The sequence below is a fragment of the Parasphingorhabdus sp. NYA22 genome (assembly GCF_976973735.1).
Window position 1 is genome coordinate 543,464 of sequence record NZ_OZ333477.1, and the last position, 17,914, is coordinate 561,377.

Here is a 17,914-nt window from a genome sequence, read left to right on the forward strand (position 1 = left end):
ATCAAAATTCCCAAACTATTGCCTATCAATAATATCTGCGAGATCCGAGGCCTGCTTGTCATAAACCCGCTCACGCATCAGAGTGAGCGTTTCGGGTCTGGCGACGTCGGGGTGGCCGCTATTGAAGGGCGGGTGCGGATCATATTCCAGACTGAGCTGGATCGATTCGGCCACCGACTGTCCGGCAATCTCCGCAACCACGGTCAGAGCAAAGTCGATGCCCGAGGTGACCCCGCCGGCCGTGATGACATTGCCGTCTTTGACCACGCGTGCTTTTTTATGCTTTGCGCCGAATTTTTCGAGCAAACCGGTATAGGCCCAATGGCTGGTGGCGCGCTTGCCCTCCAGCAAACCCGCCGCGCCAAGCGCAAGCGAACCCGTGCACACCGAGGTTATATATTTCGCTCCGGCGGCCTGATCGCACAGAAATTGCAGCGTGGCTTCATCCTGAATCACATCTCTGATGCCAAGCCCGCCGGGGACGCAAAGCAGGTCGGCTTGCGGGCAATCGGCAAAATTGGTCGAGGGCAGAATGGCAAAGCCGCTATCCGTCTGTATCGGCTTGATATCTCTCGCCGCAGTGTGGACCACGGCACCGGGAATGCGGCAAAGCACTTGCGCCGGGCCGGTAAAATCAAGCTGGGTGATGCCGTTAAACAGCAGAAAGACAATATGGAAGGGTTTCGAGCTATCGGTCATGGGGCTACTCCAAAATTCGAGATGCGCCCAGGCGATCGGCTGTAAAATCCGTCCGTTCCCCGATGGTATGCCATCCTGATCTCGCCAGTCACGAACAGGCGTAATGTAACAGAAAATGCGCACGGCAACAAACCGCAACTGGCGCCGGCCAGAATATATTCATGCTTTCCATGCTAGACAATATGGATGGATTATCTGACGGAAGATGGCTGGCAGGAGCGCGCAAAATCAATGGCAGGCGTGATCACGATTCATGCCATAATCGGCTATGCGCTGGTCAGCGGTATGGGAATGGAAGTTGCAAAGACCGTGACAGCCGGGTTCAAGGTCATCAATGTCACCCCTCCGCTGCCACCGGAACCGGCCTCTGCCGAGAAACCGGCTGAAGCCGTGGAAGAGGCGTCCTCGCCGGAAAACCAGAGGGCTGCACCGACCCAGATCGTGGCACCGGAACCGGTGATCAAACTCGAGATAGAATCGCCGGTCATTGCGGCACCGGTTGCCGGGCCAGGAGATGAAAACAAAGCCGGGGCCTCTGATCAAGCCGGACCCGGCTTTGGCAGCGGCGGGCAGGGCGACGGCTATGGCGGTGGCGGCGTTGTCACCGGGCCGCGCTATCTGTCCGGGACGATCAGCCGCAAGGATATACCGCAATCGGTCTGGCAATCCGGTAATCGCGGCAATGTCGTGGCGCATTTCACCGTTGGCGTTGATGGCCGGGCAAGCGATTGCCGGATCCGGCAGTCCAGTGGTCACCCAACTCTCGATGCCACCACCTGCAAGCTGATCGAACAACGCTTCCGCTTCGAACCGGGGCGCGACAAGCGCGGCCGGGCGGTGGCGCGCCCCTATGGCTGGCTGCAGGAATGGTGGCAGGACGGGCGCGGGCCGCAGCGGGCCAACTGACCCTGTTTTACATGCCCATATATTCGCGTTTGCCGATCGCGACGCCCTGCATGCGCAGCAGGTTGTAAGCGGTAGTGACGTGGAAATAGAGATTGGGCAGGAAGAAGCTGAGCACATAGGTCTGTCCGTCGAGTTCCATCGTCTGCTCCGGCCCGACCGGCATGGTGATTTTCATGTCCGCATTGCCGTCAATCGTTGCGTCATCGGCCGCGGCGACCTTCTCCGCACATTCGGCGATCCGTTGGATCAGCGCATCAAATGTATCGCCTTCCATCGGCAAATTGGGCAGATCATCGGGCGCTGTGCCGCTCATACGGGCCGCGCCGCGAACGGCAAATTCGGTGATCATCTGGACCTGCCATTTCAGGTCGCTCATATCGGGAAACAGGCGCGCGCCAAGATAAGCTTCTTCGGCAGTCCCAGCGGCTTCTGCTGTTTCCTTGGCCTTGGCGAGAACAGTGGTCAGGCCGCGAAATGCCTGAGCGGTCGAGCCTTTGATTATCTGGGAGAGGGCAGTGGTCATATCGTTTCCTTGTGAAATCGGGTTGCGGGTGAATATCTAGAATATGCCGGCGAGCAGATAGCCGCCCAGCGCGATAAAGCTGCCAAATGTTGTAAACGCGCCAATGGCGCGAAAGGCTTGGAAAATCTTGCCGGTTTTGGCGCCCTGCGATCCGGCGACCGTCGACAGGGCGATCGCGTGCAAGATGCGACCGATAATGAATATGATAGCGATAATCGCTACGACTTTGTTCGGCACTACAGTCATTTCCGCCAGCGCCAGCACAACGATAAACAGCGCGGCATTCTCCGCCAGATTACCGTGCCGCCGGATCTTGCGCTCCAGCGCCGGATCGTCTCCCGTGCCCAGATTGATCCGGTTGCGGATGCGGTGCATGCCGACAAGGATCATCAATATGGCCTGCAGGATGATGAGAACGGCGCCTGCGACGGCCGCGATAATCGGTATGGTCATTCGGCATCCTCCTGGTCGGTTTCTTTATCTTTTGGGGGGCGTGCGGCAGATATCGAGCCAATGCAAGATTTCTTGCGACTGAAAACGGGAAGTCAAAGCGCTCAATCGCACAGCCTTGGTGCAAATTTGGGCCATGAGAATTTGCGCAGGACCGCGCCTTCATGGATTTTGTAGAAATGGTGCTGCGCGATAACTGTGCTAGGTTGCAGTCGATTCTGCCCGATTGACGTCGCGCCACACGCCGGTCACCGGCCGGAACTGCCCCAGATCCGAACAGTATCCCTGCCAATTCCGACCAGCGCGTTAACCATTCATCTGCACAGCCGTTCAATATATGTCCGCTATTTGACGTTTTCATGAACACAACAATGTCCAGCTTGTCGCCCGTTCGACAGACCGCCGTCATTTCGGCAATCGCGGCATTGTTATCGGTCACGTTTACCGGAACCATATATATACTCTTCTTCGGCATGGACGATCGGTTCTGGGCTGCGATCAACATGTCGTTTTTGATACCCTGGGCGATTACCATTCCGCTGGGCCTCCATATGTCGAAACAGCGGTTCAAGCTTGTTGGTCTAACCAACCGGCTCAAGGAAACCCAAACCGATTTGCGTCAGGCGAACAAGGCGCTCGAACAGCGGGCAAATTTCGACGGTATGACCGGCCTGCTAAGCCGAGACAGTTTTTTCAGCCAGCTCGATGAATTGCGGGTGGATGACCAGGCCAATGTGCTGATGATTATCGACGTCGACCATTTCAAGACGATCAACGATAACTTCGGGCATCCGATTGGCGACAAGGCACTGATCCTGCTGGGCGGTGTCTTCCGGAAAATCCTGCGCAAAAATGATCTGGTCGGCCGCATCGGCGGAGAAGAATTCGGCATGTTCCTGCCCGACACCAGCGCACCGGAAGGCCAGATCATTGGCGAGATCATCCGGCACGAGATCGAGAATACTATTTTCGAACCGCATCACAACATGCGCCACGTGATCACTGTCAGCATTGGTGTGACTGACATCGCCCCGCATCAGGATCGTGCAACCCTTATGGGCAATGCGGATACCGCTTTGTTCACTGCCAAACGGCGCGGGCGCAACCAGGTGGCCCTGTTCGAGCCCGGCATGAGCGCCAAGCCGCGTCCCGTTCATGACAGGGTGCAGGATTTCAAACCGTTTGTCGCCCATTCAAATTTCCGCTGAGGCAGAATTTGAAATGACGAAGCCTGCGGGCGCTGCTAGTGCTGGCGGCTATGACGGACCCTACAGACAGCAAACCCAATCATCTCTATCTCGTTGACGGCTCGGCCTATATTTTTCGCGCCTATCACCGCCTGCCGCCGCTGACCAATATACGCGGCGAACCGGTTGGTGCGGTCTATGGCTATACGACGATGTTGTGGAAACTCGCCGACGAACTCAACAAGGCCGATGGCCCGACTCATATGGCGGTGGTGCTGGACAAGGCGGGCACCAGTTTCCGCAATGATCTCTATGACCAGTATAAGGCCAACCGTCCAGAGGCACCCGAGGACCTGAGGCCGCAATTTCCGATGATCCGCGATGCCACGCGCGCTTTCTCGTTGCCGCTGATCGAGGAAGAAAATGTCGAGGCCGACGACATGATCGCCTCCTACACCAAGGCGGCGCTGGCGGAAGGCTGGAAAGTCACGATCGTGTCGTCCGACAAGGATCTGATGCAGTTGATCGAACCCGATGACGAAGGCCGGGTCGACATGCTCGACACGATGAAAAATGCGCGGATGAACCGCGCGACTGTCGAAGAGAAATTCGGCGTCGGGCCGGAAAAGCTGGGTGATGTGCTCGGGCTGATGGGTGATAGTTCGGACAATATTCCGGGTGTTCCCGGCATCGGACCGAAAACCGCGTCGAAGCTGATCAACGAATATGGCGATATCGAAAGCGTGCTTGCAGCGGCGCCGGAGATGAAAAAATCGAAGATGCGCGACAATCTGATCGAATTTGCCGAACAGGCGCGGCTGTCGCGGATATTGGTGACTTTGCGGGAGGATTGCCCGCTGCCCGACACGCTCGACAGCTTCCTGATCCAGGATATTCCCGACGCGCCGCTCCGCGCGTTTCTGGAGGGTCACGGGTTCAACAGCCTGCTCAAGAAGCTTGGCGGGGACGGCCATGCCGAGCCGCAAAATCCCGACGTTGCGGACGATGCCGCAGCCCCGAATGCTGTGAAAATGCCCGATGCTCCGGCGATTGACCGGTCAAAATATGAATGCGTGCAGACAATTGCGGCGCTCGATAGGTGGATTGCTCGTGCGACTGAACAGGGCGTCTGCGCGGTCGATCTGGAGACCGACAGTCTGGAAAGCGTCACCGCCCGCGTTGTTGGCGTATGCCTCGCCACCGGTCCCAACGAGGCCTGCTATATTCCGCTCGGCCACGGCAGCGGCGACATGTTCGGCGAGACGCCGGAACAGATCGGTCTGGAGGAAGCGCTGGCGAATCTGAAGCCGCTGCTCGAGGATGATGCGGTGCTCAAGGTCGGGCAGAATCTGAAATATGATATGGGCGTGCTGGCGCAGCATGATATCCGGATCACCCCGTTTGACGACACATTGGTGATGAGCTTCAATCTCGACGCCGGTCTGCACGGGCACGGGATGGACGAACTCAGCAAGCTGCATCTCGGGCATGAATGTATCAGCTTCAAATCGATCACCGGCACCGGCAAGAAGGCGATCGGTTTTGCCGAAGTGCCGCTCGACAAGGCGACCGAATATGGCGCGGAAGATGCCGATGTCACGCTGCGCCTGTGGGAAATATTGCGCCTGCGGATGGTCCCGGAACGGGCGACCCGCGTCTACCAGATGGTTGACCGTCCGCTGGTTCCGGTAATTGCCGGAATGGAAGGCACCGGCGTATTGGTGGACCGCGAGGAACTGGCTCGACTGTCGAAGACATTCGCCGAGCAAATGGAAGAATTGGAAGCACAAATCCATGAATTGGCTGGCGAACCGTTTTCCATTGGCAGCCCCAAGCAATTGGGTGAAATATTATTCGGAAAGCTTGGTTTGAAAGGTGGCAAGAAGGGCAAATCGGGGCAATATTCGACCGATGTAACCGTGCTCGAGCGGCTGGCCGGCGATGGCGAGCCGATTGCGGAAAAGGTTGTCGACTGGCGACAGCTGGCGAAGCTGAAATCCACCTATACCGATGCTCTGCAGGAACAGATCAATCAGAAGACCGGGCGTGTGCATACGTCCTATTCCCTCAGTGGCGCGCAGACGGGACGGCTGTCGTCGACCGAACCGAATCTGCAGAATATCCCGATCCGCACCGAGATCGGGCGGCAGATCCGGCAGGCCTTTGTTGCCGCGCCGGGCAATGTCATTCTTGCTGCCGATTATAGCCAGATCGAACTCCGGCTGGCGGCGCATATCGCCGATGTCGAGACGTTGAAGGACGCTTTTGCCAACGGCGAGGATATTCACAACCGCACCGCGCGGGAGCTGTTCGGCGCGGAAGACCGCGACGCCCGTGCCCGCGCCAAGACAATCAACTTCGCTATCCTTTATGGCATTTCCCGCTGGGGCCTGGCCAAGCGGCTCGAGGTTGATCCGGACGAAGCGCAGGCGATGATCGACACTTATTTCGAGCGCTTCCCGGGCATCAATCAATATATTTCAAAGACGCTGCAATCGGTTCGCGAAACCGGCTATACCGAGACCTTATTTGGCCGCAAGACGTGGTTCGAGCGGATAAAATCTCCCAATCAGGCCGAACGGCAGGGCAGCGAACGGGCCGCAATCAACGCGCCGATCCAGGGCACTAGCGCCGACATCATCAAGCGCGCGATGGCGCGAATGCTTCCTGCGCTGGCCGAGGCGGGACTGGGTGACGTCCAGATGCTGATGCAGGTGCATGATGAACTGGTCTTCGAATTGCCCGAGGGTGATGTGGAAGCCGCCAGCGAAGTGATCCGTTCGGTCATGTCCGGTGCAGCCGAACCCGCGGTGAAATTATCCGTGCCGCTGGATGTGGATATCGGGACGGGCAAGAGCTGGGACGAGGCGCACTAAGCGGAAAGCGAACAGTCCGGCTTCAGGTCTTGATCCAGAAGCGGATGAAATAGCCGACCGTACCGACGACCGCCACGCCCATCGCCCAATAAGCCAGCATCCAGAGCAGGCGTTTGGGCAGTGGCGCGCCATCGGCGGTTTTGCCGTTGGACGAAAGTGGATCGAAAGCCATTAGTGGTATCCGTCCGATCCGACCTTGCCGCGGAACACCCAATAGGCCCACGCGGTATAAGCGAGGATGACCGGCACCATGATGCCCGCGCCGACCAGCATGAACATCTGGCTTTCATAAGGTGCAGCGGCTTCCCAGATCGTGATCCGGCCGGGGATGACGTCGGGCCACATCGAGACGGCAAGACCGACGAGACTTAGTCCGAACAATCCGAGCGCATAGAAAAAGGGTGCGGCTTCCTGTCGTTTCGACAGGCTGCGGAAGAACAGCACCGAAATGACGAGTGTCGCGAGCGGAATCTGGGCCGTCGCAATGACACCGGGATAGGCGAGCCAGCGGCTATAATAATCAGCCTCGAGAAACGGGGTCACGATGCTGACAGCGGCAATCGCGATCAGCAGCAGGATCCCGAGACGGCCAGCATAGCTGTAGCACTGGCGCTGCAAGGGACCCTCGGTTTTCCAGATCAGCCAGCAGCAGCCGAGCAGCGCATAGCCGGCCAAGAGTGCAAAGCCGGTAAGTAGGCTGAATGGCGTCAGCCATTCCCACCAGCCGCCGGCATAAGCGCGGCCTTCGACCGTAATACCCTGCAGCAATGCGCCCAGCGTAATGCCTTGGGCAAAGGTCGCGATGACCGATCCGGCGGTAAAGGCAAAATCCCAGCGTGCGCGGTGGGAAGGGTCGCGCCAGCGGAATTCAAAGGCTACGCCACGCAAGACCAGTCCCAGCAACATGGCGATCAGCGGCGCGTAGAGCGCGGGCAGGATGATCGCATAGGCGAGGGGGAAGGCGGCCAATAGGCCTCCGCCACCCAGCACCAGCCAGGTTTCATTGCCATCCCATACCGGCGCGATGCTGTTCATCGCCGTATCGCGGTCTGTGCCGACCTTGAAATTCGGGAACAAGATCCCGATCCCGAGATCGAAACCGTCCATGATCACATAGACGACCACAGCAAAGGCGATAATGCCAGCCCAGATGACGGTTAGGTCGATGCCGTTCATGACGCTGCTCCTTCTTCATGATCCCCTTCGAGCACCGCCGCTGCAGGGGTGATGCCGGCCGAACGAATGGGAGCGTCGTCCGGCGTTGGTTCGTGGGCTTCCGGCGGTTTCGCGGCGAGCTTGAACAGGTAGACAATGCCGGCACCGAAAACGACGAAGTAGACAACAACAAATGCCAGTAATGACGCCGCAACTGCTGGAGCATCCAATGGGGCTGCGCTCTCGCTGGTGCGCAGCAAGCCGTAGATGGTGAATGGCTGGCGTCCGACCTCGGTGGTTACCCAGCCGGCCAGTACGGCGATAAAGCCGGAAGGCCCCATCACCAAAGCCGCGCGGTGCAACAAGGGCCACTCATAGAGTTTCTTGCGCGACCGAGCGAGCAGGCTCCACAGGCCGATGCCGAGCATCGCAAAGCCAAGCCCGACCATGATCCGGAACGACCAGAAGACGATGCCAACCGGCGGTTCGTCCTTGTCGGGGATCGTATCAAGCCCGGCCATCGGCGCATTCAGATCATGTTTGAGAATCAGCGAGGATGCCTTGGGTATTTCAATGGCATAGTCGACTCGCTTTTCCTTGCTGTTGGGAATGCCAAACAGGATCAGCGGCGCGCCATCGGGGTGACTCTCATAATGACCTTCCATCGCCATTATTTTTGCCGGTTGATGCTCGAGCGTATTGAGGCCGTGCAGATCGCCCATGAATATCTGGGTTGGCGCGACCAGAGCCGCCATCCACATTGCCATGGAGAACATCTTGCGCGCGCCGGGGTTGGTCTTGTCTTTGAGCAGATGCCAGGCCCCGACGGCACCGACGGCAAAGGCCGTGGTCAGATAAGCCGCCAGCACCGTGTGGATCAGGCGATAGGGAAAGCTGGGATTCCAGATGATCTCCCACCAACCGGCTGCGGGCACATATTGCCCGACTTCGTTGATGGCAAAGCCGACTGGCGTCTGCATCCAGCTGTTCACCGACAGGATCCAGAAAGCGGAGATGAAGGTACCGACTGCCACCGCCAGTGTCGCGACAAAATGGAGTTTGCGGCCGACCTTGTTGATGCCGAACAGCATTACGCCGAGGAAACCGGCTTCGAGGAAAAAGGCGGTCAGCACTTCATAGGCCATGAGCGGCCCGATTATCGGGCCGGCCTTGTCGGAGAATACCGACCAGTTCGTGCCGAACTGATAAGACATGACGATGCCGGAAACGACGCCCATCGCAAAGACGACTGCGAAGATCTTGAGCCAGTAGCGATACAGATTGGCGTAAACGCCATTGTCGGTTTTCAGCCACAGGCCTTCCAGAACCGCGAGAAAGCTGGCGATACCGATGGTGAAGGCCGGGAACAGAAAGTGAAAGCTTATGGTGAACGCAAATTGCGCCCGGGCCAGATTAATTGCGAGATCATTTTCTATCATATCAGGCCTCTTGCGCTCCAAATATCAATATCAGTGTCGGCTTTGTCTTCGCTGTCCGCAATTGCAATTAGTGCAGAATAAGCTTCATTTTGCGAAAGATAAACATTGCCCGAAAGTTGTTCGAGAAAATGCGATTGTTCCAACCGGTCCATCACCGGACCTTTGACTTCGGACAGATGGAGCGAAATGTCGCTGTCCTCGAGCCGGTGGTTGATCGCCTCGATGCTTTCCAGCGCCGAGGCATCGATCGCATTGACCGCCGAGCACATCAATATGACGTGACGGACGCTCTTCTGCTCGGCGACCTGTTCGAGAATGAATTCCTCGAGCCAGCGCGCGTTGAGATAGGTCAGGCTTTCATCAATGCGGATGGTTAGAATCCGGGGGTCGGTAAAAACCTTGTGGCGGTTGACGTTGCGGAAATGCTCGGTCTCGGGAACCCGTCCGACGATGGCGGCATGGGGACGCGAACTGCGCCACAGGAAAAGCGCCAAGCTTAGGCCGACACCGGCGATCACGCCCGGCTCGACGCCTGCGAGCAAGGTGACGCCGATGGTCGCTGCCATGGCGGCAAAGTCCATTTTCGAATAGCGCCAGATGGTTTGCGGGGTTTTGAAATCAACCAGGCTGAGCACGGCAACGATAATGGTAGCGGCCAAAGTAGCAATGGGAAGTGATGCGAGCAGCGGCGTCAGAAAGAGCGCCGCCAACGCGATCCCGACTGCGGTAAAGGCGCCAGCAGCCGGTGTCTCTGCGCCAGCGTCAAAATTCACTACCGACCGCGCAAAGCCGCCGGTGACCGGATAGCCACCCGAAAAGGCAGCCGAGATATTGGCCGCGCCAAGGCCGATCAGCTCCTGATCCGGATCAATCCGTTGACGGCGCTTGGCCGCCAATGTCTGGCCGACAGAGACGGATTCAACAAATCCGATGATGCTCAACAGCAGCGCCGGTATCGCTAGCGTTTTCCACAGTTCCAGATCGATCAGCGGAACGGAGAAGGGCGGTAGGCTCTGCGGAATATCGCCGACCACTTTGACCCCCTCGGCCTCCAGATCAAACAGGATCGTTACGATTGTCGAAACGGCGACGGCGGCAATCGGTCCGGCCTTGGCGATCAGCTCGGCAGGACGTGCAGGAAGGCCAAGGCGCATCAATAGCGGTTTAAGGCCCTTGCGTACCCAGAAGAGAAAAGCGGTTGCGGAGACGCCGATGATCAGCGTCGGGATATTGGTAGTCCCGATCGTCGCGGCGATGCTGGAAACCAGTTCGGGCATGGCGGCGCCGCTAGCCTTGATGCCGAAAATCGACTTCAGCTGGCTGGTCGCGATGATGATGCCGCTGGCGGTGATGAAGCCCGATACCACGGGATGGGAGAGCAGATTGGCCAGAAAGCCGAGTTTGAATATGCCAAGAAGCAGCAGGAACAGGCCCGAGAGCAGGGCCAGGACCAATGCAGCAGCGATAAATTCGGCACTGCCGGGCGCGGCAATGGCGCTCGCGGCGGTCAGGGTCATCAATGATACCACGGCCACCGGTCCGACCGCCAATGTCCGGCTGGTCCCGAATATCGCATAGGCAATCAGCGGCAGGATCGAGGCGTAAAGTCCGATCTCCGGCGGCAATCCGGCGAGCATGGCATAAGCCAGACTCTGGGGGATCAACATGATCGTGACAATGATCGCGGCGACGCCATCATTGGTCAGCGTCGTGCTGTTATAGCGACTGCCCCAATCGAGGATCGGCAAATAGCGGGAAATTTTCACGGCTCTGCTTATTCCGCACCGATGCGGTGGGGTTTGACCATCCATTCACGGCCTTTGAGCATGCCATACCAGTAGACCGGCGGCAGGATCGTATCCTTGAGCAGCCAGGACAGTCGCGAGGGCCGTGTGCCGTCGATCAGCCAGTTCGGAAAGCTCGGCAGCAACTTGCCGCCATAGCCGAATTCAGCCAGCACGACCTTGCCGCGTTCGACGGTCAGCGGGCAACTGCCATAGCCGTCATAATCGGCTACCGCTGGCTTGCCCTCGAGGGCGGCGAGCGCATTGACGGCAACGACCGGGGCCTGTTTGCGAACGGCCGCCATCGTCTTGGCATTGGGGGCGTTGCAGGCATCGCCGAGCGCGAATATATTGGCATATTTGCTGTGCCGCAGGGTGGCCGGATCGACATCGACGAAACCGCTTTCGGCTGCCAGCGGGCTGGATCGGACAAAATCGGGAGCGACTTGCGGCGGAACGACGTGGATCATGTCGAACTTTACCTCGACCCTTTTGGTTTCTTCGCCATGTTTCTGTTCGAATGTTGCAATCTGCGCCGGACCGTCGACTGCGACCAATTTGGATTCCAGCTTCAGATCGATGTCATATCGCTCAACATATTCCATCAGGGCGGGCACATATTCCTTGATACCGAATAGCACTGCGCCGGTATTGTGAAACTGCACGTCTATATTGCCCAGAACGCCCTGTTTTTCCCACTTGCTGCAGGACAGATACATCGCTTTCTGCGGTGCCCCGGCGCATTTTATCGGCATCGGCGGCTGGGTGAACAAGGCTGTCCCGCTGGTCAGATGTTTGACCAGGTGGAACGTATATGGCGCGAGATCGAAGCGGTAATTGGACGTGACGCCATTTTTGCCCAGGGTCTCGGGCAGGCCGTCAATGGCTTCCCAGTCGAGCTTGATACCCGGGCAAACGATAAGCACGTCATAACCGATTTCCTGTCCGTCGGCTGTGGCAACGGAGTTATTCCCGGGATCAAAAGAGCTGACCGCGGATTTTATCCATTGCGCACGGGCAGGGATCAGGTCCTTTTCCTTGCGGTGGGTGAATTCGGGAGAAAAGGCACCGCCGCCAACCATTGTCCAGCCCGGCTGGTAATAATGGTCCTCGGCCGGATCGATAATCGCGAGCGATATATTCTTGTTGCGCTTCAACATGCTGGCAGCGGTCGCGATGCCGGCGGAGCCGCCGCCGACGATGACAACATTGAAGCGGCTCGATTTTGATAGAGTCTTCGCTGGTTTTGCCTGAGCCATTTCCGTCAGTTTAGTTGAACGGGCCCCGGACCGGCAATAGGCGAGGACGGGAGCGGGAAGATCAGCCAGCGCTGCAGCCATTTTTTGGCCGTCCTGATCGGTGATCGCACCAGACACCGCCGGGACATATGCGAACTTCAGTCCGGACTCTTCCGCTGCTTTTGCCACTGCAGCAGAACGAGGATGGTCGCCTGCCTCGTCGTCGGGCCGGTTGCAGATGATCGATTTGAAGCCGGCTTTCGCCAATGCCGTGACATCGTCAAGCCCGAGCTGCGGCGATACGCTAACGGCGTCGTTCAACTTCGTGATTTCTGGCTTGCTCGTCATTGGACATCCTTCATTATCGTGTCTCTATTTAACTTGTCACCCGGTGCGCGATCATGCCCGCCAGCAATGCGCCGACGAATGCCAGGGCGGGCAGGGGATTGATCGCCAGATCGGCTAGTCCAGGCCCCGGGCAGAGGCCGCTAATGCCCCAGCCAGCACCGAAAAGGACCGCACCGATTGTCAGTTTACGATCGATCAGCGTAGTACCGGGCAGCGAGAAATGGGCGTCGGCAAAAGGCTTGTCGAGCCGCCGCTGGATGATCCAAGCGAAAGCCATCGGAATCATCGCTCCGCCCATCACAAAGGCGAGGGTCGGATCCCAATGACCGAAGAGATCGAGAAAGCCCTGTACCCGCGCCGGATCGGCCATGCCCGAGAAGGCGAGGCCGGCGCCAAACAGCGCTCCGGCGAAAAGAGCGACCAGTATCTGTCTCACAGGAAACCTCCCGCACGCATTAGCGCGACCGTGACGAAACCGCTGGCCATGAAAATCGCCGTGGCGATCAACGAGCGCGGCGACAGGCGCGACATGCCGCAAACGCCGTGGCCGCTGGTGCAGCCGGAGCCAAGGCGTGTGCCATAGCCAACCAGCAAACCGCCGATGATCAAAGGGATGATGGAGGACGGGAAGCGGGTTTCGATGCCGCCGGTGATCTGGGAGATGATGAAGGCTCCCAGCGGCAAGCCAATAACAAAGGCTATGGCTATGCCGCGCGGCGCACCGCCATCGGCAATGCCGGTGGCGCGCGCTGCCAGTCCACTGACTCCGGCGATGCGCCCGAGGCCGAGCAGCATCACTGCGGCGGCGACACCGATCATCAGTCCGCCGATCAGGCCTTCCAGCGGCATGGCGTGGGGAAATGCAGCGAGCATCAGACGCCGTTCAACGGAACTTTGAGGTAGCGCACTCCATTATCTTCCTCGGGCGGCAAATGACCGGCCCGCATGTTGACCTGAACAGAAGGCAGGATCAGCCGCGGCATATTCAGCGTCTTGTCGCGTTCGGTCCGCATTTTGACAAACTCGTCCTCGGTAATGCCGTCATGGGCATGGATATTGTTCTTCCGCTGTTCCGCAACGGTGGTTTCCCACACATATTCGTCGCGGCCTTCCGGCAGATAGTCATGGCACATGAACAGGCGGGTGGTGTCGGGCAGCGACAACAGGCGCCGCATCGACCGGTAAAGCTGGCGTGCGTCACCGCCAGGGAAGTCGGCCCGGGCTGTCCCGTAATCTGGCATGAACATCGTATCGCCGACAAAAACCGCATCGCCGACAACATAGGCGATATCGGCCGGCGTATGGCCGGGAACGTGCATCACCGTCACTTCGAGATTGCCGATCTTGAACGTGTCGCCATCAGCGAACAGGCGGTCAAAATCCGATCCGTCCCGCTGGAATTCGGTTCCGGCGTTGAACAATTTGCCGAATACGTCCTGTACCGTCACGATATGTTCGCCAATGGCAATCTTGCCGCCGAGCTTTTTCTGCAGATAGGGCGCAGCCGACAGATGGTCGGCATGGGCATGGGTTTCGAGCAGCCACTGGACCGTCAGGCCCTGTTCCTCGGCATAGGCAATCACCTCGTCGGCGGACTCGAAGGAGGTCCGGCCGGAAGCCGGGTCGAAATCGAAGACGCTGTCGATGATGGCGGCGCATTTCGTCTCCTTGTCATGCACGACATAGGTCACCGTGAACGTCGGCTGATCGAAAAAAGCCTTGATAACGGGGAGATGCTGCTGCGCACGGGAGATTTGTTCCGTTGCATGAATCAGTGCCGAATCAGTCATAGATAATTCCTCAAATTCATATTTACATAAACTATGTAATACATTATATGTGTTGCGTCAAGATACCAACACTGCCAATTCTCGGGAGAGGTGAAGATTAATGTCAGACGCGTTGCAGGTAAAGTCAGGTTCATTGCGTATCGGTGACGTCGCGCCGGATTTTGAGGCGCGTACTACCCATGGCGTCAAAAAACTGTCTGATTATCGCGGCCGCTGGCTGATCTTCTTTTCCCACCCAGCCGATTTCACGCCGGTTTGCACAACCGAATTTGTCGCTCTGGCGCGCCATCAGGACCAGTTCGGGGCGATGGACTGCGCTTTGCTGGGCCTGTCTGTGGACAGCCTGTACGCCCATCTCGCCTGGGCCCGCGCCATCGAGGAAAAGTTCGACGTCAAAATACCTTTTCCGATTGTCGAGGACCCGAGCATGGCAGTCGGTCGCGCCTTTGGCATGATCGACGAAAATGCCGCCGACTCCGCGGCGATGCGCACCAGCTATTTTATCGATCCGGAGGGCATCATCCGGGCGACGACATGCTATCCGCACAATGTCGGACGCTCGGTCGACGAGATGCTCCGTATGCTGGCAGCCCTGCAGCTCGCCGACGAGCAGGATGTGCTGATCCCGGAAGGTTGGCAGCCTGGCGATGATGTGCTCGCAATACCGCCGCTGTCGGACAGTGATATCAGCCGCGAGGACGACTGGTTCTGCCATGTGGTGAAGGCCCCGTGACGGCAATTTTCGAAAGTCGGGACCAGGCCGATGCTGCGACCGAGAAGTTGAAAATATTCGCCCAGCCGCAGCGGTTGATGATCCTGTCTTTTCTGTTGCGTGGCGAACGCAGCGTCAGCGACATCGACACCGCAACAGGCATCGGTCAGCCGGCGCTGAGCCAGCAACTAGCAGCCCTTAGACAAGCAGATGTCGTGAAAACACGCCGTGAGGGAAAGCAGATCTGGTACGATCTTGCTGATGACGCATCCCGCCTCTGTGTGAGAACGATGGAGGCCTTGTTGACCGATGAACCAGATCCGCAGCAGATCATGGAGGCTGCGACAAAGACGGTTGCTCCAGCGAAAAAACCGATGACCGGAACAGGAACCGCCGGCTTCGCAAAAATATTATAGGATAGGGAAATTATCATGAGCAATGACAACGCCAATCAGGATCAGCAACCCGAAGCACTGAAACCGGAAGACTGGGCCGGCGAGATGGGGCTCAAATGGCTGGCCAGTCTATCGCTGTTCGAAGAGATGATCGCCCCGATTGGCGAAGCCCTGCTGGCCCGCGCGGCTTATAAAGACGGCGAGACGGTGATTGATCTTGGTTGCGGAGGCGGTGCGACGACGCTTGCCATCGCGAGTGCGGTTGCGCCGTCCGGCAAGGTCATGGGTCTGGATATATCCCCCGATCTAGTTGCCGCCGCGCAGGAGCGAGCAACAAAAAGCGGCGCGTCCAATATAGAATTTACCTGCGCCGACGCCTCCACGGTCCAATTGCCGGATGCGCCCTATGACCGTCTGTTCTCCCGCTTCGGCAGCATGTTTTTTGAAGATCCGACCAGCGCCTTTACAAATCTCCACGGCCTGGTCCGCAAAGGCGGGCGTATCGATCTGGCGGTATGGGGACCGCCGCGTGATAATCTGTGGATGATGGAAATGATGGGCGTCGTCAGAAATCACGTCGAAATTCCGCCAGCAGTGCCCCGCGCGCCGGGACCGTTTGCCTTTGAAGATCTGGAATATCTAGGCGAGATACTGGACGGCAGCGGTTTTACCAATGTCGATGTCGTCGCTTACGAAGGCCTGCAACCCGTCGGCGGGATTGGCGCAACGCCAGAAAAAGCCGTCGAATTTGCCTTTGCCTCGATGGCAGTCGGCCGCGCATTGAGTGACAAGGGCGAGGCGGTGATGGAGGCAGCCAGCAAGGAACTGACCGAAGTTTTCGCCAAGCATCACGTCCCCGGAAAAGGCGTTATGATGAAGGGTAAAGTCTGGCTGGTGTCCGCAACCGCATAGGAATCTGAACCGGTTGACCGGTCCGCAGATAACCGTGCTAAATGGCTGATCGCTTCTGTACCGGGCTATAAATAAGCGCGATTTTACCAAGTTGAGAGTGATGGTGCGCGAAGCATTCTGCAGCGAACAGGTCTCAAGTGTGATTTCCCTGATATCAGGGGGCTTGATCGACATAGCAGGGTTATTGGTAGTCACGGGCGCTTTGGCTCAATCAGGCTGCGACATATCAAACTCGCGGCGTGTGGACCAAGTCACGGTTCCCTTGTTCGGGAAAGAGAAGGAGCAGATGTGCTGATCGGATTTTTTGCAGCTATTTCGGCAGCGGTGGCAGTTGCTGCAGTTGCTTTCGGGGCTCATGCTGCATCAGGACAACAGGAAGCGGAATGGTTGCGAACGGGCGGGCTTTATCAATTGCTCCATGCCGTTGCTGCTCTGGCGATGATGGGCATCGCTAGAGGTCCAGCAATCTTGCTTCTTGTCGGCTCTGCCGTTTTCGCCCTTACATTATACGCGATGGCGTTTGGCGCACCACGTTGGCTCGGCGCTGTAACGCCAATTGGAGGGACCTTGCTGATTGGGGGATGGCTATGGGCTGGTTGGATATATTACCGCGGTTAGGATATATTCGTTTTCAGAACGATCCGATCTCGCAGTTCATTGACGACGCCCGAAACTGCTCATCGGCTCCCCTCGCAGCTAGCGATTCGATATCTCTCGCTTCCTCTGCTTCATATCCAACACTCCATCTTCTCTCAAAAGATTAGAGTGTCGCGTCGATCAGATGAAATGCCCCCCCCATTTGCGGTCGTTCAGACGAAAGCGGGCTTTTTTGGCGATCAGTCATTCGGGAAGCTATATTAAACGAGTATCCGCTAACCCCGTCCATTCCCGACGAAGCAATCCATAAATCAAAATATCGCAAATCCCAATATGCGTGCGCTCATGCTCTCGTAGACAGGCTTCACGTTTGAAGCCCAATCGTTCTGCCAACGCGATTGAAGCGAGGTTGTTGGTATCAATCTCGGCGAAAACTCGACGGCTTTTCTCTTGTTCGAATAGATATGAAATCAGTGCAGCGGTGCATTCACCTGCGATTCCCTCGCCCTGACGATCAGAAACTGTAATATATCCCACTTCAGTAACGTATGGATCGTTTGTCGGAATAGCGACAAATCGGCCGACGATTGCAGAATTTGATTTGTCGATAGCAACCCAGCTTCGTCCATTCCAATCTGCATCCATGAGCCAGGAATGCAACTCAGCGTGACTGTCAAAAGGTGCTCGCGACAGAAATCGACATTCCTTTTCGCTTGAAAGTGTCGCGAAGAGCGCCGTCGTATCTTCAGCCTCCAATTTGCGAAGCGAATATCTTTGGGCATTGATTGAAACTGTATCTAACATAATATTCTTGTGCCGCGCCCTTGGCTCGTTTGCAATTCTTGACCCGCCGTTCCGCTTCCCACTCAATTTCGGTCATTAGAACTGATGAGATCGAAAATA

The 17,914-nt window shown here is 57.5% G+C and carries 19 protein-coding genes and 1 riboswitch; of the genes, 7 read left to right on the top strand and 12 right to left on the bottom strand.

What is annotated here, in order from left to right:
- Window positions 1-15 precede the first annotated feature (15 nt).
- Complete coding sequence (locus ACWFTY_RS02675) at window positions 16-699, bottom strand: DJ-1/PfpI family protein (RefSeq protein WP_447525857.1); 684 nt, start codon at window positions 697-699, stop codon at window positions 16-18.
- 18 nt (window positions 700-717) lie between these two features.
- Window positions 718-801: riboswitch (ZMP/ZTP riboswitch) on the bottom strand.
- 84 nt (window positions 802-885) lie between these two features.
- Here ACWFTY_RS02675 and ACWFTY_RS02680 point away from each other — a divergent pair.
- Entirely contained in the window at window positions 886-1,605 is a 720-nt protein-coding gene (locus ACWFTY_RS02680) for an energy transducer TonB (RefSeq protein WP_447525858.1), read from the top strand.
- Between the two features lie 7 nt (window positions 1,606-1,612).
- On the opposite strand, the gene ACWFTY_RS02685 is transcribed toward ACWFTY_RS02680, so the two are convergent.
- Together ACWFTY_RS02685 and ACWFTY_RS02690 are read right to left on the bottom strand one after the other, a co-directional pair.
- Entirely contained in the window at window positions 1,613-2,128 is a 516-nt protein-coding gene (locus tag ACWFTY_RS02685) for a DUF1993 family protein (RefSeq protein ID WP_447525859.1), read from the bottom strand.
- A 36-nt stretch (window positions 2,129-2,164) separates the two neighbouring features.
- Window positions 2,165-2,581 carry an MAPEG family protein gene (locus tag ACWFTY_RS02690; RefSeq protein ID WP_447525860.1) on the bottom strand — a complete coding sequence of 139 codons (417 nt, stop codon included), beginning with the start codon at window positions 2,579-2,581 and terminating at the stop codon, window positions 2,165-2,167.
- 356 nt (window positions 2,582-2,937) lie between these two features.
- Between ACWFTY_RS02690 and ACWFTY_RS02695 the strand changes: the two genes are divergently transcribed.
- Both ACWFTY_RS02695 and polA read left to right on the top strand, forming a co-directional pair.
- Window positions 2,938-3,786: a GGDEF domain-containing protein gene (locus ACWFTY_RS02695; RefSeq protein WP_447525861.1), complete on the top strand. Its 849-nt coding sequence runs from the start codon at window positions 2,938-2,940 to the stop codon at window positions 3,784-3,786.
- A gap of 50 nt (window positions 3,787-3,836) precedes the next feature.
- Window positions 3,837-6,641 carry a DNA polymerase I gene (polA, locus tag ACWFTY_RS02700; protein WP_447525862.1) on the top strand — a complete coding sequence of 935 codons (2,805 nt, stop codon included), beginning with the start codon at window positions 3,837-3,839 and terminating at the stop codon, window positions 6,639-6,641.
- A 22-nt stretch (window positions 6,642-6,663) separates the two neighbouring features.
- Here the strand turns inward: polA and ACWFTY_RS02705 are convergent, their stop codons facing one another.
- The 8 genes from ACWFTY_RS02705 to ACWFTY_RS02740 are packed head-to-tail and all read right to left on the bottom strand — an operon-like array spanning window position 6,664 to window position 14,395.
- On the bottom strand, window positions 6,664-6,813 hold the full coding sequence (locus tag ACWFTY_RS02705) for a DUF2474 domain-containing protein (RefSeq protein WP_339821567.1): 150 nt from the start codon (window positions 6,811-6,813) through the stop codon (window positions 6,664-6,666).
- Window positions 6,813-7,817 carry a cytochrome d ubiquinol oxidase subunit II gene (cydB, locus tag ACWFTY_RS02710; protein WP_447525863.1) on the bottom strand — a complete coding sequence of 335 codons (1,005 nt, stop codon included), beginning with the start codon at window positions 7,815-7,817 and terminating at the stop codon, window positions 6,813-6,815. The genes ACWFTY_RS02705 and cydB overlap by 1 nt, the downstream gene beginning before the upstream one ends.
- Window positions 7,814-9,235: a cytochrome ubiquinol oxidase subunit I gene (locus tag ACWFTY_RS02715; protein WP_447525864.1), complete on the bottom strand. Its 1,422-nt coding sequence runs from the start codon at window positions 9,233-9,235 to the stop codon at window positions 7,814-7,816. Before ACWFTY_RS02715 ends, cydB begins: the two co-directional genes overlap by 4 nt.
- On the bottom strand, window positions 9,232-11,001 hold the full coding sequence (locus ACWFTY_RS02720; RefSeq protein WP_447525865.1) for a SulP family inorganic anion transporter: 1,770 nt from the start codon (window positions 10,999-11,001) through the stop codon (window positions 9,232-9,234). The genes ACWFTY_RS02715 and ACWFTY_RS02720 overlap by 4 nt, the downstream gene beginning before the upstream one ends.
- 8 nt (window positions 11,002-11,009) lie before the next feature.
- Window positions 11,010-12,605, bottom strand: a complete 1,596-nt coding sequence (locus ACWFTY_RS02725) for a TIGR01244 family sulfur transferase (RefSeq protein ID WP_447525866.1) — start codon at window positions 12,603-12,605, stop codon at window positions 11,010-11,012.
- A 28-nt stretch (window positions 12,606-12,633) separates the two neighbouring features.
- Complete coding sequence (locus ACWFTY_RS02730; RefSeq protein ID WP_335651446.1) at window positions 12,634-13,041, bottom strand: DUF6691 family protein; 408 nt, start codon at window positions 13,039-13,041, stop codon at window positions 12,634-12,636.
- Window positions 13,038-13,478 (bottom strand): YeeE/YedE family protein, encoded by a 441-nt coding sequence (locus ACWFTY_RS02735; RefSeq protein ID WP_447525867.1) that lies wholly within the window; start codon window positions 13,476-13,478, stop codon window positions 13,038-13,040. The genes ACWFTY_RS02730 and ACWFTY_RS02735 overlap by 4 nt, the downstream gene beginning before the upstream one ends.
- Window positions 13,478-14,395, bottom strand: a complete 918-nt coding sequence (locus tag ACWFTY_RS02740) for an MBL fold metallo-hydrolase (protein ID WP_447525868.1) — start codon at window positions 14,393-14,395, stop codon at window positions 13,478-13,480. The genes ACWFTY_RS02735 and ACWFTY_RS02740 overlap by 1 nt, the downstream gene beginning before the upstream one ends.
- 100 nt (window positions 14,396-14,495) lie before the next feature.
- Between ACWFTY_RS02740 and ACWFTY_RS02745 the strand changes: the two genes are divergently transcribed.
- The 4 genes from ACWFTY_RS02745 (at window position 14,496) to ACWFTY_RS02760 (ending at window position 17,032) form a co-directional block, all read left to right on the top strand.
- The gene (locus ACWFTY_RS02745) at window positions 14,496-15,128 is read left to right on the top strand and encodes a peroxiredoxin (protein WP_447525869.1); all 633 of its coding nucleotides are present in this window, start codon (window positions 14,496-14,498) and stop codon (window positions 15,126-15,128) included.
- On the top strand, window positions 15,125-15,523 hold the full coding sequence (locus tag ACWFTY_RS02750; RefSeq protein WP_447525870.1) for an ArsR/SmtB family transcription factor: 399 nt from the start codon (window positions 15,125-15,127) through the stop codon (window positions 15,521-15,523). The genes ACWFTY_RS02745 and ACWFTY_RS02750 overlap by 4 nt, the downstream gene beginning before the upstream one ends.
- Window positions 15,524-15,538: 15 nt before the next feature.
- The gene (locus ACWFTY_RS02755; RefSeq protein ID WP_447525871.1) at window positions 15,539-16,414 is read left to right on the top strand and encodes a class I SAM-dependent methyltransferase; all 876 of its coding nucleotides are present in this window, start codon (window positions 15,539-15,541) and stop codon (window positions 16,412-16,414) included.
- A gap of 291 nt (window positions 16,415-16,705) precedes the next feature.
- Window positions 16,706-17,032 (top strand): DUF423 domain-containing protein, encoded by a 327-nt coding sequence (locus ACWFTY_RS02760; protein WP_447526934.1) that lies wholly within the window; start codon window positions 16,706-16,708, stop codon window positions 17,030-17,032.
- A gap of 234 nt (window positions 17,033-17,266) precedes the next feature.
- Here the strand turns inward: ACWFTY_RS02760 and ACWFTY_RS02765 are convergent, their stop codons facing one another.
- On the bottom strand, window positions 17,267-17,815 hold the full coding sequence (locus ACWFTY_RS02765) for a GNAT family N-acetyltransferase (protein ID WP_447525872.1): 549 nt from the start codon (window positions 17,813-17,815) through the stop codon (window positions 17,267-17,269).
- Window positions 17,816-17,914: the final 99 nt, after the last annotated feature.

What these genes read in the sequence shown, in the direction of transcription:
- polA (WP_447525862.1), top strand. Translation starts at nt 3,837, where the DNA reads ATGACGGACCCTACAGACAGCAAACCCAATCATCTCTATCTCGTTGAC.
- ACWFTY_RS02695 (WP_447525861.1), top strand. Translation starts at nt 2,938, where the DNA reads ATGAACACAACAATGTCCAGCTTGTCGCCCGTTCGACAGACCGCCGTC.
- ACWFTY_RS02685 (WP_447525859.1), bottom strand. Translation starts at nt 2,128, where the DNA reads ATGACCACTGCCCTCTCCCAGATAATCAAAGGCTCGACCGCTCAGGCA.
- ACWFTY_RS02715 (WP_447525864.1), bottom strand. Translation starts at nt 9,235, where the DNA reads ATGATAGAAAATGATCTCGCAATTAATCTGGCCCGGGCGCAATTTGCG.
- ACWFTY_RS02735 (WP_447525867.1), bottom strand. Translation starts at nt 13,478, where the DNA reads ATGCTCGCTGCATTTCCCCACGCCATGCCGCTGGAAGGCCTGATCGGC.
- ACWFTY_RS02725 (WP_447525866.1), bottom strand. Translation starts at nt 12,605, where the DNA reads ATGACGAGCAAGCCAGAAATCACGAAGTTGAACGACGCCGTTAGCGTA.
- ACWFTY_RS02680 (WP_447525858.1), top strand. Translation starts at nt 886, where the DNA reads ATGGATTATCTGACGGAAGATGGCTGGCAGGAGCGCGCAAAATCAATG.
- ACWFTY_RS02705 (WP_339821567.1), bottom strand. Translation starts at nt 6,813, where the DNA reads ATGGCTTTCGATCCACTTTCGTCCAACGGCAAAACCGCCGATGGCGCG.
- ACWFTY_RS02765 (WP_447525872.1), bottom strand. Translation starts at nt 17,815, where the DNA reads ATGTTAGATACAGTTTCAATCAATGCCCAAAGATATTCGCTTCGCAAA.
- ACWFTY_RS02690 (WP_447525860.1), bottom strand. Translation starts at nt 2,581, where the DNA reads ATGACCATACCGATTATCGCGGCCGTCGCAGGCGCCGTTCTCATCATC.
- ACWFTY_RS02675 (WP_447525857.1), bottom strand. Translation starts at nt 699, where the DNA reads ATGACCGATAGCTCGAAACCCTTCCATATTGTCTTTCTGCTGTTTAAC.
- cydB (WP_447525863.1), bottom strand. Translation starts at nt 7,817, where the DNA reads ATGAACGGCATCGACCTAACCGTCATCTGGGCTGGCATTATCGCCTTT.
- ACWFTY_RS02745 (WP_447525869.1), top strand. Translation starts at nt 14,496, where the DNA reads ATGTCAGACGCGTTGCAGGTAAAGTCAGGTTCATTGCGTATCGGTGAC.
- ACWFTY_RS02755 (WP_447525871.1), top strand. Translation starts at nt 15,539, where the DNA reads ATGAGCAATGACAACGCCAATCAGGATCAGCAACCCGAAGCACTGAAA.
- ACWFTY_RS02740 (WP_447525868.1), bottom strand. Translation starts at nt 14,395, where the DNA reads ATGACTGATTCGGCACTGATTCATGCAACGGAACAAATCTCCCGTGCG.